The sequence below is a fragment of the Chryseobacterium sp. Leaf201 genome (genome assembly GCF_001421435.1).
Lineage (GTDB): Bacteria > Bacteroidota > Bacteroidia > Flavobacteriales > Weeksellaceae > Chryseobacterium.
Genome location: NZ_LMKA01000101.1, coordinates 51,432 through 64,643 on the forward strand (window position 1 = coordinate 51,432; position 13,212 = coordinate 64,643).

The following is a 13,212-nucleotide window of genomic DNA, read 5'->3' on the forward strand; positions in this document are numbered from 1 at the left end:
TAAACAATATGAAACATTTAAAAATATTATCTCTACTTCTTATCATTGCTGTACAATCTTGTTTTTCAGCAGATGAAGAACCAGTATCCGTACCTTCGATGACCGGTGCAACATCAAAACCAATGGTGGGAGGGGCTAATCAGCCCAATCAGGTGTGGATTGATTTAAGTGATATCGATCCTGTGACTAAAGAACCCAGACAAAAGACTAATCAGAGAACCGATTGGGATTTAGCATTTTATAACGGTGATGAGTTTCGTGTGGTTATCAACGGATCCATAGCAATGGCTGTAGCAAAAATACCAAATGTCACAAATATCAATGCTGTAAAATCTGTTGATGTATCAGGATTGATGGCTGCTGTGCAGGTGGGTACATTTACGGCTAGCAATCTTGCATATATTGATAATCCTGATGGTAATTTTTTAACCCAGACTACAGGAATTACGGAAATAAAAGCAGATGACATTGATAATGCAGTCTACTTGGTAAATATGGGAAAAGCATTATCTACAGCTACGGCGGCTAATGGGTCCGTATCATTGACAGGAGATTCAAGAGGATGGAAAAAAATTCAGATCCTAAGATCCGGTAACGGATACCGTTTAAGATATGCCAATTTGAATGATAATCAATATCAGGAACAGATAATTACTAAGAATACTGACTATAACTTTAATTTTTTCAGTCTTGAAAAAGGCCAGCCAGCTCAGATTCAGCCTCAAAAAGACAATTGGGATATTGCATTTACAACATTTACCAATGAGGTATTTACTGCTCCGCAACAAAGTGCGGGAAGCTATTTCTATGCAGATTTTATTATTACCAATATGATCAGCGGAGTAGGAGCTTATCAGATTGATATTCCTGCCGGAAAAACACTAGACCAGGTTTATGGAGATTTTAAATTAAGTGATATCGAATCATCCAGATTTATTTTTAATGACCATAGAGCTTTGGGCGATAAATGGCGGACAACTACAGGAGTAAACGGCCCTCAAACTTACAGCGACAGATTTTTTGTTCTTAAGGATGCTGAAGGCTTTTATTATAAGATAAGGTTTAACGCCATGACCAAAGATGGGGTACGCGGTTATCCGAACTTTGAATTCCAACCCTTATAAATAAATCAAATAAAAGTAGATCATGAAGAAAATAATTCTTGCCGTTTCTGTGCTGGCTGCCGTGTACTCTTGTAAAAAAGAACAAAATGCCAAGACCGGAACCAATACGGAAATCAGTTCGGAAACCCCGAAATCGAGCAATAAAATCGTAACGCTTAACGGCGGGATTACGGAAATCGTAGCTGCTTTAGGCCATGAGAAGGAAATTGTGGGAACCGATGTTACCAGTACCTATCCGGGATCTCTGAAAGCAACGGCGAAAGACCTGGGGCATGTGAGATCTATGACCATTGAGCCGATCATGGCGGTGAGCCCGACGCTGATTTTAGCTTCTGATAAAGACATTAACCCTGAACTGATGGGGAAAATCAAATCTTCAGGCATCAAAACTGAAGTCTTCAAGCAGGAATTTACCGTTGACGGGACTAAAAAATTAATTGCTGACGTAGCCAAGGCAGTCGGGAATACAGAGTACCAGAAACTTAATGATAAAATTGATGCCGATTTAAAACAGGTTCAGCCGATTGCTAAAAAACCGAAAGTGCTGTTTATCTACGCCAGAGGGCCGATGCTGATGGTATCAGGTAAAAATACGCCGATGGCTTCATTAATTGAACTGGCCGGCGGTGAAAATGCCGTGAATGATTTTGAAGATTTCAAACCGTTAACCCCGGAAGCAGTCGTAAAAGCAAATCCGGATGTCCTGTTCTTCTTCACCAGCGGGCTTGAAGGAGCGGGCGGAAACGAGGGTGCACTGAAAATGCCGGGTGTTTCGCAAATCAATGCCGGTAAAAACAGGAAAATCATTGCTATGGACGGAGGCTTGGTTTCCGGTTTCGGGCCAAGACTGGGAGAAGCTGCTGTAGGATTAAACAAGCTTTTAATTGAAAACACCAAGTAAATTATATTTTTATATGATCATAAGTGTCCTGCTGCTTGTCTTGCTGGCAGTATGGTCACTGAATACCGGGGTTTATGACTTCGGCGGGAAATCTGCTTTTGATGTATTGGGAAAACTGATACAGCAGGATCCGGATCTGTCATTAAGTGATAAATATGTAGTCTGGGATGTGCGGGCGGCCAGGATTATCATGGCGGTCCTGATCGGGAGCATGCTCGCCGTTTCAGGGACCAGCCTGCAGGGGTTATTTAAAAATCCCCTGGCAACGGGAGACCTGATAGGGCTTACTTCGGGAGCCACACTGCTTGCAGCAATTGCCATTGTTTTAGGCGGGCATTTTCAGCAGTACCTTCCCGAAGCCGTACAGTTTTCACTGGTGGGGATTTCGGCATTTATCGGTTCCCTTCTATCCATGCTTCTGGTGTACAGGATTTCCACAAGCGGCGGAAAAACCAATGTAGTGATGATGTTGCTGACGGGTGTTGCCATTACGGCCATCGGATTTTCAATTACAGGATTCCTGATCTATATTTCAAAAGACGAACAGTTGAGAGACTTAACGTTCTGGAATTTAGGAAGCCTTGCAGCGGCAACCTGGACGAAAAACATTATCCTGGCCATTGTTCTGGTGATTTCATACAGCATGCTGCTGCCAAAAGGAAAAGCGCTGAATGCCATGATGCTGGGCGAAAAAGATGCACAGCATCTGGGGATCAATGTAGAAAAGTTAAAAAAGCAGATCATTATTATGACTGCCCTGATGATCGGGACCTGCGTTGCATTTTCAGGAACCATCGGTTTTGTGGGACTTATCGTACCGTACATTTTAAGGCTTCTTTTTAAATCAAACTATGCATTCATCCTGCCTCTGTCGGCAGTCTGCGGAAGCATTTTACTGTTGACGGCAGATACATTCAGCAGAAGCATTGTACAGCCTTCAGAACTGCCGATCGGGATCCTGACGGCATTAATGGGAGGACCGATTTTTATAGCAATATTAGTTAAATCCAAAAAATCACTGGCATGATCAGGGCCCATCAGATCAGTTACCGGCATAAAGAATTCCATATCCTGGACGGAATTGACGTTTCACTGGAATACGGTGAGTTTTTAGCCATTGTAGGACCGAACGGAGCCGGAAAATCCAGCCTGCTGAGCATTCTTGCCAATGAGGTAAAATCAGATCAGAAAATTCTGTTTAAAAATAAAAACATCAACGACTGGGAAGTCAGGGAACTGTCTAAACACAAGGCAAAATTTTCCCAGCACAACAGCAATGATATTCCGCTGGAAGTAAAAGATGTCGTGATGATGGGGCGTTATCCGTATTTTGAGGCGCAGCCGAGGCAGGAAGATCACGAAGCCATGAACAACATGATGTACGAAACAGATGTTTTCCATTTAAAAGAAAGAGAATACAACACGCTGTCGGGCGGAGAAAAACAGCGGGTACACCTGTCCAGGGTTCTGGCCCAGCTGCAGAACGGAATTGACCACAAACTTCTTTTTCTGGATGAACCCCTGAACAACCTGGATGTAAAACACCAGTACAAAGCACTGGAAATCATCAGGAAGTTTACCAAAAAAGCCAATTCTGCCATTGTGGTGCTTCATGACCTGAACTTAGCCGCACAGTACGCAGATAAAATTTTATTAATGAAATCAGGAAAAGTTGCCGCCTTCGGGACGCCGGAAGAAGTATTCACCGCTGAAAATATCAGCAGTGCCTATAATTTTCCATGCACCATCTGCGAGCACCCGATTACTCATAACCCGATGATTATTTTTGGATAAAATGGATAAAGAAGATTTAAAAAAACTGGCACAGCATTTAGCCGATCCACAGGGTGAAAAAGGAATTGAAATCGCAGCGATGATGCATGAGACCAATATCGGGATGACCATTGAAAGTATTAACGCGCTTTTGATAGAAGACAACGAAGCAATCCTGGAAATTGGCCACGGTAATGCAGCGCATGTTAAACACATCATAAAAAAAGCCGCAAATTTAAGATATACAGGGATTGATATTTCCGAAACCATGCATCATGAAGCCGGAAGATTAAACAGGGAATATGAAGATCAGGTGGATTTTGTATGGTATGAAGGCAGGAAGCTGCCTTTTACGGATAAGACTTTCGACAAAATATTTACGGTGAACACCGTGTATTTCTGGAGCGAGCCCGTACAGTATCTGAACGAAGTGTACAGGGTGCTGAAAGACAACGGAACTTTTGTCCTGACTTTCGGGCAGAGAGGATTCATGGAAAAACTGCCTTTTACTCAGTTTGATTTTACCCTTTATACAACCTCTGAAATGGAGGAAACGGTATCCCGGAGCCAATTTAAGAGAATGAAAATCTCTGAAAAGGAAGAACAGGTGAAAAGCAAAACAGGAAACGAAACCATAACAAGAAATTATACAATTCTAACCATAAAAAAATAAAATAATGAGCACATTAGTAAATGAATTAAAAGAAAAATGGGAAGCTCTTAAAGCTGAAAACCCGCATATGAGAATCAGGAATGCAGCGGCAGAACTTGGCGTAAGCGAGGCAGAATTACTGGCCACAAGCATTGGCGAAGGCGTAACGGTACTCAGACCGGAATTTCAGGATATTTTAACGGAAGCAGAACAGTTGGGAAAAGTAATGGCGCTTACCCGTAATGACGAGTGTGTTCATGAAAGGAAAGGGATCTACCGGAACGGTGATTTCAGCAGCCCGCATGCACAGCTTTTCGTAGGGGAAGATATTGACCTGAGAATTTTCCTGAACCACTGGAAATTTGTTTTCGCCGTGGCAGAAGGTGATAAGAAAAGCCTTCAGTTCTTTGGGAAAGACGGACTGGCCCTGCACAAGATTTATCTCACAAAGGACAGTAATGAAGCGGCTTTCGATGCAGCTGTGGAGAAATTCAGGGCAGAAGACCAGAACCAAGCTTTCGAATTTGAAACGGTAGCTCCTAAAGCGCCTGAAAAAGCAGATGCTGAGATTGATGTTGAAGGATTCCAGCAGGCATGGACTTCTTTAAAAGATACCCACGACTTTTTCATGATGACCAGGAAATTCGGGGTGAGCAGAACACAGGCTTTAAGGCTTGCTCCCGAAGGTTTTGCCAAAAAGATTGACAATTCAAAAGTGGTGAACGTATTGGAAGATGCTTCTGAAAAAGAGCTTCCGATCATGATTTTTGTAGGAAACAGAGGGATTATCCAGATCCACACGGGAAATGTGAAGAAGACACTTTGGCATCAGCAGTGGTTCAACGTAATGGACCCGGATTTCAACTTACACCTGGATGTAACAAAAATTGCTGAAGCATGGATCGTGAAAAAACCGACTGAAGACGGAGAGGTAACCGCTATTGAAGTATTTAATAACGAAGGCGACTTCATCGTTCAGTTCTTCGGAAAAAGAAAACCGGGAATCCCTGAGCTGCAGGAATGGAAAGACCTGGTAGCCGGGTTGGAAAAATAATAGTTAGATCGTTTTTTTATTAAGGCCGTTTTGTTTTTACAGGGCGGCTTTTTTATTTAATTTTGAGGTCGGGATCATCTTTATTGATTACCTGTGAAGTCATTCTGAATGAAAAAATTACGGTTAAACTAAAAGATAAAATAAAATGAAGAATATTTTAATAACAATACTGTTTGTTGCTTTCTGTTCATTACATGCGCAGGATTTCAAAGCCTATCAGTTTTATACCGGGAAAGGGAAGGAAATTAAAACGGATAAACTCATCAGCGAACTGGCAGATTATGATGTGGTCTTCTTCGGTGAAAACCACAACAGCTCTATCAACCACTGGCTTCAGCTGAAAATTACGGAAGGTCTGTATCAGAAGAAAAACGGACAGCTAATTTTAGGAGCAGAAATGTTCGAAAGGGACAATCAGCCACAGTTAAACCAATACCTCAACGGGAATTTTGACACCAAAAAGCTGAAGGATTCAGCACGCTTATGGAATAATTTTTCAACCGATTACAAGCCGTTGGTAGATTTCGCCAAAGCTAAAAAACTAAATTTTATCGCGACCAATGTCCCGAGAAGATATGCTTCCCAGACGGCAAAAGAAGGATTGCAATCCCTCAATAGCCTTCCTGAAAAAGACAAGTCCTATATGGCTCAGCTGCCGGTACAAGTAACATTGGAAACCCCCGGTTATCCTGAAATGAAAGCCATGATGGGCGATCATGCCGATGGGACCAAAACAATGAATTTTATCGCTGCACAGGCAATCAAAGATGCTACTATGGCAGAATCTATTCTGAAAAATTTTCAGTCCGGCAAGACCTTTATCCACTACAACGGAAACTACCACAGCAAAGAATTCGGCGGCATTTACTGGTATATCAGGCAGAAAAACCCAACCCTGAAGATGGCGGTGATTTCTGTTTTCGAGTCGGAAGATCCTGAACTGAAAATCCCGGAGAAAGAGTATAAGCCAACCGATTTTAATCTGGTAATCCCGGCTGATATGACGAAGACGTATTAAAACTCTTTCCACTGATAATTAGATTTAAAAACAGGCGCAGCTTGCTTACCAGCAGAAGAAGACAGATAAAGAATATATTCTTAGGAACGAGCTCCGGCCCGTTTTTAATGGAAATAATTTAAATTGATTTAGCCAAAAACATAAAAACATCTTTTATCTTTGATTGAGATTTTAACAAATGAAAAAACTTTCCTTACTCTTCCTGTTTTTTATCGGTTTCATTAATGCCCAAAAACTGACTTCAGCTGAAATTTCTTTAATTAATCAGGGTGATATAACATCGGCACTGCCTGTTTATCAGACCACCGAAGCACATCAGCATCAGACGTTGTTAAGTCTTTCACAGGATATTGATCCGCTTGATAAGCATACGGAGATACTGGTGAACAGAATGAAAGAATCCCTTCTTTCAACAGACGGCGGTGTGGGGATTGCCGCGCCACAGGTCGGAATCAACCGAAAAGTCATCTGGGTCCAGCGTTTTGATAAAGAAGGAGAGCCTTTGGAATATTTCATCAACCCTGTGATTATCTGGAAGTCTGAACTGCAGAACCTCGGTCCGGAAGGAGACCTGTCAATTCCCGATTTCAGAGACCTGTTTTACCGCAGCCAGGTGATTCAGCTCGAATATACTGATCTGAAAGGGCAGAAGCACGCTGAAATTGTGGAAGGGTTTACAGCCGTTATTTTCCAGCATGAAATTGACCATCTGTACGGTATTCTGATTTCAGATAAAAAAGAAAAGGAGGGAAGCAGTGAATATATTAAAGTGGATGCCTATAAGAGGAGTGATTCTCTGAAATGATAATAAACCTAAGATTTATTTTTATCGATATTCTCAATCATTTCAATAATTTTCAAAAAACTCCCTTCTTTTTTAAATTGCTTTATCATTTCGGTAATTTCAGGGTAATCCTTAAAAAGTATGTACAGGTTTTCTTTTGCTTTTTCATATTTCTTATCCTTCATTCTGATCAGATACGGATAAGCATATAGTTTCTTTTCAGGATCGGCAGAATCCTGGAATACAAAATTCAGGTAATCTTCTGCCGTTCTTGCTACTGCATTATATCCCCGTATTGAAGTGAGATAAATATTGAATTTTCCTTCTGAAATCACCTGTCCGAACGTGCTTTCGATTTTTGTAGGAGTGCCTATTAACGCGTAATTGTCTGCAAAGGCTGTAAAATGATGCAAAGGAACAAACTTCAGATCCTCAGAAGAAAAACCTGCGATCTCATCAGGCGTATATTTAACAGGTTTTTTGTTTTCATCAGTTCTGAAACTTAATTTATCATTCTGGCTCGGATACCATTTTATTTGTCCGTCCAGTTCAGATGAATCTTTAAGGATAACTTTTCCGCCGGCAAATGCTGTGGCAAAGGGATAGTTCTGCCCATATGAAAACAGGATGCTAAACAGTAAAATCAGGCTGAAGAGTTGTTTCATGATGCTTATATTTTAATTTTTCAGTATCAAAAATATGAAATTATACCTGTCAATTAATATTTTTTGATCTGTACACATGAAACATTTTATCTGTACTTTCGTATACGCTTTAAAAACTTCCGGTTAATAACAGCGTAAATCATACTTTATTTTAACAAAAAAATCTGCTTCTAAAAGAAACAGATTTATATGATTTTAAGAGAAAAAATCTTAGTTGTTCGTTACCGAAAGCTTCACTTCAATATTATTTCTCGTCGCATTGGAATACGGGCAGATCTGATGGGCTTTTTCTGTCAATTCCTGTGCGTCTTCGATGGAAACTCCCGGAATATTCACGTCCAGTTCTGCAGCCAGGCCAAAACCACCGTCTTCATTCTGCCCGATGCTTACTTTTGCAGCAACTGAAGTTTCTCCGGTTTTAATTTTAGATTTACTGATGACCAGGTTCAATGCACTGTCAAAGCAGGCAGAATATCCTGCGGCGAAGAGCATTTCAGGGTTGGTGAAATCATCATTGGCGCCGCCTAATCCTTTCGGCATTCTTACTTCAAGGTCTAAAACTCCGTTTTCACTTTTTACATGGCCGTTTCTGCCGCCTGTTGCTGTTACTTTAGTTGTATATAAGGTTTTCATTTATTTTCTATTTTGTTTAATATTTTTTGAACGGTTTCTTTCAGTTCTGCCAGGTCATTCTCTGTAAGGTTAAGTTTCTCCTGGATTTTTCGTGGGATTTCACAGGCTTTCTGTTTCAGCAGGGTTCCGGTTTCGGACAGAAATACTTCAACCACCCTTTCATCTTCTTTTTTTCTCTGCCTTGTAATGAAATGCTTGCTTTCCAGCCTTTTCAGAAGGGGAGTGAGGGTACCGCTGTCGAGATACAGTTTTTCACCAATCTGGTTAACGGTCAGTCCGTCATTTTCCCATAACACCATCATCACCAGATACTGAGGATAGGTAATATCAAGTTCGTCAAGAAAAGGCCGGTAGAGTCCGGTCATTTCTTTTGAAATGACATACAGCGGGAAACAGAGCTGGTTTCCTAATCTGGGCGGGTTCTGATGTTCCATAATTCAAAAAAATGAGGTGAAAATTATTTTCTGATGACAAATTCTTCCATTGAGATCCGTACTTTCTTCATGTGGGAAAGCCAGTCGTTTTCGGCATCTTTATATCCGATATACAACAGGGAAACACTTTTCAGTCCCAGTTCACCCAATTCTAAAATTTCGTCAACCACTTCATTGCTGAAACCTTCTGCAGGCGTTGTATCAATTTTCAGTTCAGCTGCCTGAGCCATGGCAAGGCCTAATGCAATATACGTCTGTCTTGCGGTATGGGCAAAATGTTCTTCGGGCGTCTGTGCTCCATACAGTTCTTTGATCTTATCGGTATAACTTGAGAATCTTCCTCTCGGCAAATCTCTTACATCCGTATGAAGATCATATACTTTATCAATTTTCTCGTCAGAATAGCTGTCCCAGGCTGCAAAAACCAAAACATGTGAACAGTCTCTCATCACTTCAGGATTAAGTGCCCCACGAATCATTTTTTCCTTTAATTCCTGGTTTTCCACCACAATAACACGGAACGGCTGTAACCCGGATGAAGTAGGGGCCAGTCTTGCCGATTCTAAAATTTTATTCAGATCTTCTTCAGATACTTTTTTCGTCGGGTCATATGCTTTTACGGCATGTCTCCAGTTCAGGTCTTCTATTAATGACATTTGATATAAATTTTAATTGAATTCTTAATTGCAAATATATTGCCAAATTAAATTGTGTACAATTTAATTGTGTTAAATTTATTTAAAGTAATGTTAAGATCATTGATGTTGTCATGATGCAAAATGTTAAAACCCCGCTTAAAGCGAGGTTTAATATAATGATTATCGTTTGTAACATACTGAATTACTGTATTTAATCAGAATGTCTTATTTAAATTGTAAATCCGCTTCAAAAACTTCCGCAAAATTTTTCCTGATCTTCGCTTTGATATCTTCCATTTCTTCGGAAGTCAGTTCCCTTTCCAGCTCTCTCTTTAAAGAAGTCACCTGTTTGTCTTTAATCCCGCACGGAATGATGTATTCAAAATAACGCATGTCGGTATTGATGTTTAATGCAAAACCATGCAAAGTAACCCAGCGGGAAGCTTTTACGCCCATCGCACAGATTTTTCTGGCATACGGTTTTCCCACATCCAGCCAGACACCGGTTTCTCCTGGTGAACGCTCTCCCTTCAAACCGTAATCAGCAATGGTCCTGATGATGACTTCTTCCAGGTTCCTCATGTATTTGTGAATGTCCGTGAAAAAATTTTCAAGATCCAAGATAGGGTAGCCCACAATCTGTCCGTATCCGTGATAGGTAATATCACCGCCACGGTTGACCTTTACAAAAGTCGCATCAATTTCTTTGAGCTGTTCCATCCCGGCCAGCATATTTTCTTCATGCCCGCTTTTCCCCAGTGTATAGACGTGAGGATGCTCTACCAAAAGAAAATGATTGGGTGTGATGATATGCTCTTCTGCAGGTAAATCGCGGTTTTTGATTTTGGTATCGATGATATTTTTCATCAGCTGTTCCTGGTAATCCCAGGCGGGCTGATATTCTTTTATCCCCAGATCTTCAAATGCTACGGCTTTATTTTGATGTGTGTTCATTCCATTGTTTAATGATACAAATTTAGTGATTTTTACGCTTTGATGGAATGGATGAAATCTATCGCGGTATTCCTCCAGTTTCTATCCTGCAGCAGAATATTTACAAAGGCAGTCCCGATGATGCCGCCGTCTGCTTTTTCGGTAACATTTTCAAAATCTTCTCTGGATTTGATACCGAAACCGATCATCAGGGGATTTTTTAAATGCAATGATGAAAGCCTGTTTAAGTAACCGTCATTTTTCAATACTGCGTTTGCATTTCCGGTAGTAGATGATGAACTTACCGCGTACAGGAACCCTGAGCTTAAAGAATCCAGGTACAGAATTCTTTCATCAGACGTTTCCGGAGTGACCAGGAAAGTGAAGTCCAGATTATAATGTTTCAGGATTGACTGATAATTTTTCTCAAATTCCACGGGCGGCAAATCCGGGATAATCAGTCCCGAGACACCGCTTTCAGAACATGCCCTGCAGAAATTCTCAAAACCGAAGCTTAAGACAGGATTGATATATCCCATTAAGATAACCGGGATCCTGATTTCGTCTTTTACAGATTTTAACTGGGAAAACAGTTTTTCAATGGTCATTCCATTGTCTAAGGCCTGTTCATGGGCTTTCTGAATGACCGGGCCGTCTGCCACAGGATCGGAATAAGGCATCCCGATTTCCATCATGTCCGCCCCTGAATCCTGGATGAGTTTTATAATATCTGCAGTGTCTTCCAATTCAGGAATCCCTGCGGTGAAATATATGTTTAGTTTTTTCATATTTATTGTATTAATGTATGGTGCAAAATATATTTAAAATCATTTTACATCAATACTTTTTACATTTTACAAATTTTTTAAATACGTTTCCATATCCTTGTCGCCGCGGCCGCTCAGGCAGATGACCACAATATCATCTTCACTGAATTTTTTCTTGTTTAAAACGGCCAGTGCATGGGCACTTTCCAGTGCAGGAATAATTCCTTCCAGCCGGGTCAGTTCAAAAGCAGATGCCAGGGCCTCTTCATCAGTAATGCTGAAAAATTCAGCGCGTTTTTCCTGAAACAGATGCGCATGGAAAGGTCCGATTCCAGGATAATCCAGTCCTGCGGAAATGGAGTGGGGCTCAATTACCTGGCCGTCTCCGGTCTGCATTACCAGGCTTTTGCTTCCGTGCAGAACCCCTAAAGTCCCCAGGAAAGTTGTCGCTGCCGACTTTCCGGAAGCCACGCCCAAACCTCCGGCCTCCGCAGCAATAAGCTTTACATTTTCTTCCTCAACAAAATGATAAAAAGTTCCTGCTGCATTGCTTCCGCCACCCACGCAGGCCATGACGTAATCCGGATTTTCCTTTCCTGTCTGTTCATACAGCTGTTCTTTGATCTCCTTTGAAATAACACTCTGAAACCTTGCGACCAGGTCTGGGAAAGGATGCGGCCCGACCACACTCCCGATGACGTAATGGGTGGTTGTTGAGTTGTTAATCCAGTCTCTCAAAGCTTCGTTTACGGCATCTTTCAGGGTTTTTGAACCTGACGTGGCAGGAATGACTTCCGCTCCCAGCATTTTCATTCGCCCTACATTCGGAGCCTGCCTTGCGATATCGACTTCACCCATGTAAACGATACATTCCAGTCCTAATAACGCACAGGCCGTTGCGGTGGCAACGCCATGCTGCCCGGCGCCTGTTTCGGCTATAATCCGGTGTTTCCCGAGACGTTTAGCCAGCAAAACCTGCCCTAAAGCATTGTTGATTTTGTGGGCTCCTGTATGATTCAGGTCTTCACGTTTCAAATACACCTTAGTCTTATATTTTTCGCTTATATTTTTCGCAAAATAGAGCGGCGTGGCGCGGCCTACATAATTTTTCAGCAAATCCTGATATTCAGCCTGAAAATCTTCGGATTCTATGATCTGTAAATACTTATTTTGAAGTTCTTCCACATTCGGGTAGAGCATTTCGGGGACAAAGGCCCCTCCGAATTCTCCGTAATATCCGTTTTGATCCGGGTTTTTATAGTTCATTTTGTAATTTTTTATTATTAATTGGTTATATATTGTATTGAAAAGTCCCGAAGGGACGGCCTGACAAAGAAGAGGAACTTATTCCTATTCAGTTAATCCCAAATATATTTTTCGTTATAATCTATTTTGTATTTTATGTAATAGCTGATCATTTCTTTTTTAAAATCAAACGCTTTATGATGTGCTCTTTGATTTTTTATATATTCTCTGACTGTAAAAACAGCGTTTGGACTTACAGAAAAAGCACCGTATCCATCCTGCCAGAAGAATTCTCATATTTTGTACCTTTCGTTTTTATCCATTTCGATGAAACCGCTTTAATTTCCTGAATCAGTTTCATCAGGGCAATTTTTCTGATAGCAGGCACAAAATGTGAATGTGATGATCAATTCCACCAATTGGCAATGCAGGACTCTCTGATTTTTTACAAAGAGAAGAAATATAGGCATACAATTCTTCTTCAATATTTTCATCAATAAAATCATTTCTGTACTTCGTGCTGAAAATAATATGGACATAATTTTTTACCAATGATTGTGGCATTTTTGTGTTTTTATTAATTTTAAATAT

Annotated in this window: 16 protein-coding genes; 8 read left to right on the forward strand and 8 right to left on the reverse strand. The window is 40.9% G+C overall.

Annotation, left to right across the window (positions count from 1 at the left end; all coding sequences use genetic code 11):
• The first annotated feature begins 8 nt into the window (after nt 1-8).
• From ASE55_RS15445 to ASE55_RS15480, 8 genes are all read left to right on the forward strand, one after another.
• On the forward strand, nt 9-1,124 hold the full coding sequence (locus ASE55_RS15445) for an HmuY family protein (RefSeq protein ID WP_056221594.1): 1,116 nt from the start codon (nt 9-11) through the stop codon (nt 1,122-1,124).
• A gap of 22 nt (nt 1,125-1,146) precedes the next feature.
• Nucleotides 1,147-2,025: a hemin ABC transporter substrate-binding protein gene (locus ASE55_RS15450; RefSeq protein WP_056221597.1), complete on the forward strand. Its 879-nt coding sequence runs from the start codon at nt 1,147-1,149 to the stop codon at nt 2,023-2,025.
• A complete protein-coding gene (locus ASE55_RS15455; RefSeq protein WP_056221600.1) occupies nt 2,009-3,052 on the forward strand; it encodes a FecCD family ABC transporter permease in 1,044 nt (347 codons plus the stop codon). The genes ASE55_RS15450 and ASE55_RS15455 overlap by 17 nt, the downstream gene beginning before the upstream one ends.
• A complete protein-coding gene (locus ASE55_RS15460; protein WP_056221603.1) occupies nt 3,049-3,819 on the forward strand; it encodes a heme ABC transporter ATP-binding protein in 771 nt (256 codons plus the stop codon). Before ASE55_RS15455 ends, ASE55_RS15460 begins: the two co-directional genes overlap by 4 nt.
• Before the next feature lies 1 nt (nt 3,820).
• The gene (locus ASE55_RS15465; RefSeq protein ID WP_056221606.1) at nt 3,821-4,471 is read left to right on the forward strand and encodes a class I SAM-dependent methyltransferase; all 651 of its coding nucleotides are present in this window, start codon (nt 3,821-3,823) and stop codon (nt 4,469-4,471) included.
• Between the two features lie 4 nt (nt 4,472-4,475).
• Nucleotides 4,476-5,504: a hemin-degrading factor gene (locus ASE55_RS15470; protein WP_056221609.1), complete on the forward strand. Its 1,029-nt coding sequence runs from the start codon at nt 4,476-4,478 to the stop codon at nt 5,502-5,504.
• Between the two features lie 145 nt (nt 5,505-5,649).
• Nucleotides 5,650-6,522, forward strand: a complete 873-nt coding sequence (locus ASE55_RS15475; protein WP_056221611.1) for a ChaN family lipoprotein — start codon at nt 5,650-5,652, stop codon at nt 6,520-6,522.
• Nucleotides 6,523-6,700: 178 nt separating this feature from the next.
• The gene (locus ASE55_RS15480; protein WP_056221615.1) at nt 6,701-7,327 is read left to right on the forward strand and encodes a peptide deformylase; all 627 of its coding nucleotides are present in this window, start codon (nt 6,701-6,703) and stop codon (nt 7,325-7,327) included.
• A gap of 8 nt (nt 7,328-7,335) precedes the next feature.
• On the opposite strand, the gene ASE55_RS15485 is transcribed toward ASE55_RS15480, so the two are convergent.
• From ASE55_RS15485 to ASE55_RS20555, 8 genes are all read right to left on the reverse strand, one after another.
• The gene (locus tag ASE55_RS15485; RefSeq protein ID WP_056221618.1) at nt 7,336-7,971 is read right to left on the reverse strand and encodes a hypothetical protein; all 636 of its coding nucleotides are present in this window, start codon (nt 7,969-7,971) and stop codon (nt 7,336-7,338) included.
• Nucleotides 7,972-8,181: 210 nt separating this feature from the next.
• A complete protein-coding gene (locus tag ASE55_RS15490; RefSeq protein WP_056221621.1) occupies nt 8,182-8,604 on the reverse strand; it encodes an organic hydroperoxide resistance protein in 423 nt (140 codons plus the stop codon).
• Nucleotides 8,601-9,038: a MarR family winged helix-turn-helix transcriptional regulator gene (locus ASE55_RS15495; RefSeq protein ID WP_056221626.1), complete on the reverse strand. Its 438-nt coding sequence runs from the start codon at nt 9,036-9,038 to the stop codon at nt 8,601-8,603. The genes ASE55_RS15490 and ASE55_RS15495 overlap by 4 nt, the downstream gene beginning before the upstream one ends.
• Before the next feature lie 23 nt (nt 9,039-9,061).
• Nucleotides 9,062-9,694: an NAD(P)H-dependent oxidoreductase gene (locus ASE55_RS15500; RefSeq protein ID WP_056221630.1), complete on the reverse strand. Its 633-nt coding sequence runs from the start codon at nt 9,692-9,694 to the stop codon at nt 9,062-9,064.
• A gap of 207 nt (nt 9,695-9,901) precedes the next feature.
• The gene (lipB, locus tag ASE55_RS15505) at nt 9,902-10,630 is read right to left on the reverse strand and encodes a lipoyl(octanoyl) transferase LipB (RefSeq protein ID WP_056221633.1); all 729 of its coding nucleotides are present in this window, start codon (nt 10,628-10,630) and stop codon (nt 9,902-9,904) included.
• A gap of 32 nt (nt 10,631-10,662) precedes the next feature.
• Nucleotides 10,663-11,397, reverse strand: coding sequence for a tryptophan synthase subunit alpha (gene trpA / locus ASE55_RS15510; protein ID WP_056221637.1), 735 nt, complete (start codon nt 11,395-11,397; stop codon nt 10,663-10,665).
• 66 nt (nt 11,398-11,463) lie between these two features.
• Complete coding sequence (trpB, locus tag ASE55_RS15515; RefSeq protein WP_056221639.1) at nt 11,464-12,642, reverse strand: tryptophan synthase subunit beta; 1,179 nt, start codon at nt 12,640-12,642, stop codon at nt 11,464-11,466.
• A gap of 339 nt (nt 12,643-12,981) precedes the next feature.
• On the reverse strand, nt 12,982-13,185 hold the full coding sequence (locus ASE55_RS20555; RefSeq protein ID WP_202967114.1) for a transposase: 204 nt from the start codon (nt 13,183-13,185) through the stop codon (nt 12,982-12,984).
• Between the last annotated feature and the right edge of the window lie 27 nt (nt 13,186-13,212).

Excerpts from the sequence above, each read along its gene's own strand:
- ASE55_RS15485 (WP_056221618.1), bottom strand. The coding sequence starts at position 7,971 with ATGAAACAACTCTTCAGCCTGATTTTACTGTTTAGCATCCTGTTTTCA.
- ASE55_RS15490 (WP_056221621.1), bottom strand. The coding sequence starts at position 8,604 with ATGAAAACCTTATATACAACTAAAGTAACAGCAACAGGCGGCAGAAAC.
- ASE55_RS15475 (WP_056221611.1), top strand. The coding sequence starts at position 5,650 with ATGAAGAATATTTTAATAACAATACTGTTTGTTGCTTTCTGTTCATTA.
- ASE55_RS15450 (WP_056221597.1), top strand. The coding sequence starts at position 1,147 with ATGAAGAAAATAATTCTTGCCGTTTCTGTGCTGGCTGCCGTGTACTCT.
- ASE55_RS15480 (WP_056221615.1), top strand. The coding sequence starts at position 6,701 with ATGAAAAAACTTTCCTTACTCTTCCTGTTTTTTATCGGTTTCATTAAT.
- ASE55_RS15465 (WP_056221606.1), top strand. The coding sequence starts at position 3,821 with ATGGATAAAGAAGATTTAAAAAAACTGGCACAGCATTTAGCCGATCCA.
- trpB (WP_056221639.1), bottom strand. The coding sequence starts at position 12,642 with ATGAACTATAAAAACCCGGATCAAAACGGATATTACGGAGAATTCGGA.
- ASE55_RS15470 (WP_056221609.1), top strand. The coding sequence starts at position 4,476 with ATGAGCACATTAGTAAATGAATTAAAAGAAAAATGGGAAGCTCTTAAA.
- trpA (WP_056221637.1), bottom strand. The coding sequence starts at position 11,397 with ATGAAAAAACTAAACATATATTTCACCGCAGGGATTCCTGAATTGGAA.
- ASE55_RS15500 (WP_056221630.1), bottom strand. The coding sequence starts at position 9,694 with ATGTCATTAATAGAAGACCTGAACTGGAGACATGCCGTAAAAGCATAT.
- ASE55_RS15445 (WP_056221594.1), top strand. The coding sequence starts at position 9 with ATGAAACATTTAAAAATATTATCTCTACTTCTTATCATTGCTGTACAA.
- ASE55_RS15460 (WP_056221603.1), top strand. The coding sequence starts at position 3,049 with ATGATCAGGGCCCATCAGATCAGTTACCGGCATAAAGAATTCCATATC.
- lipB (WP_056221633.1), bottom strand. The coding sequence starts at position 10,630 with ATGAACACACATCAAAATAAAGCCGTAGCATTTGAAGATCTGGGGATA.
- ASE55_RS20555 (WP_202967114.1), bottom strand. The coding sequence starts at position 13,185 with ATGCCACAATCATTGGTAAAAAATTATGTCCATATTATTTTCAGCACG.
- ASE55_RS15495 (WP_056221626.1), bottom strand. The coding sequence starts at position 9,038 with ATGGAACATCAGAACCCGCCCAGATTAGGAAACCAGCTCTGTTTCCCG.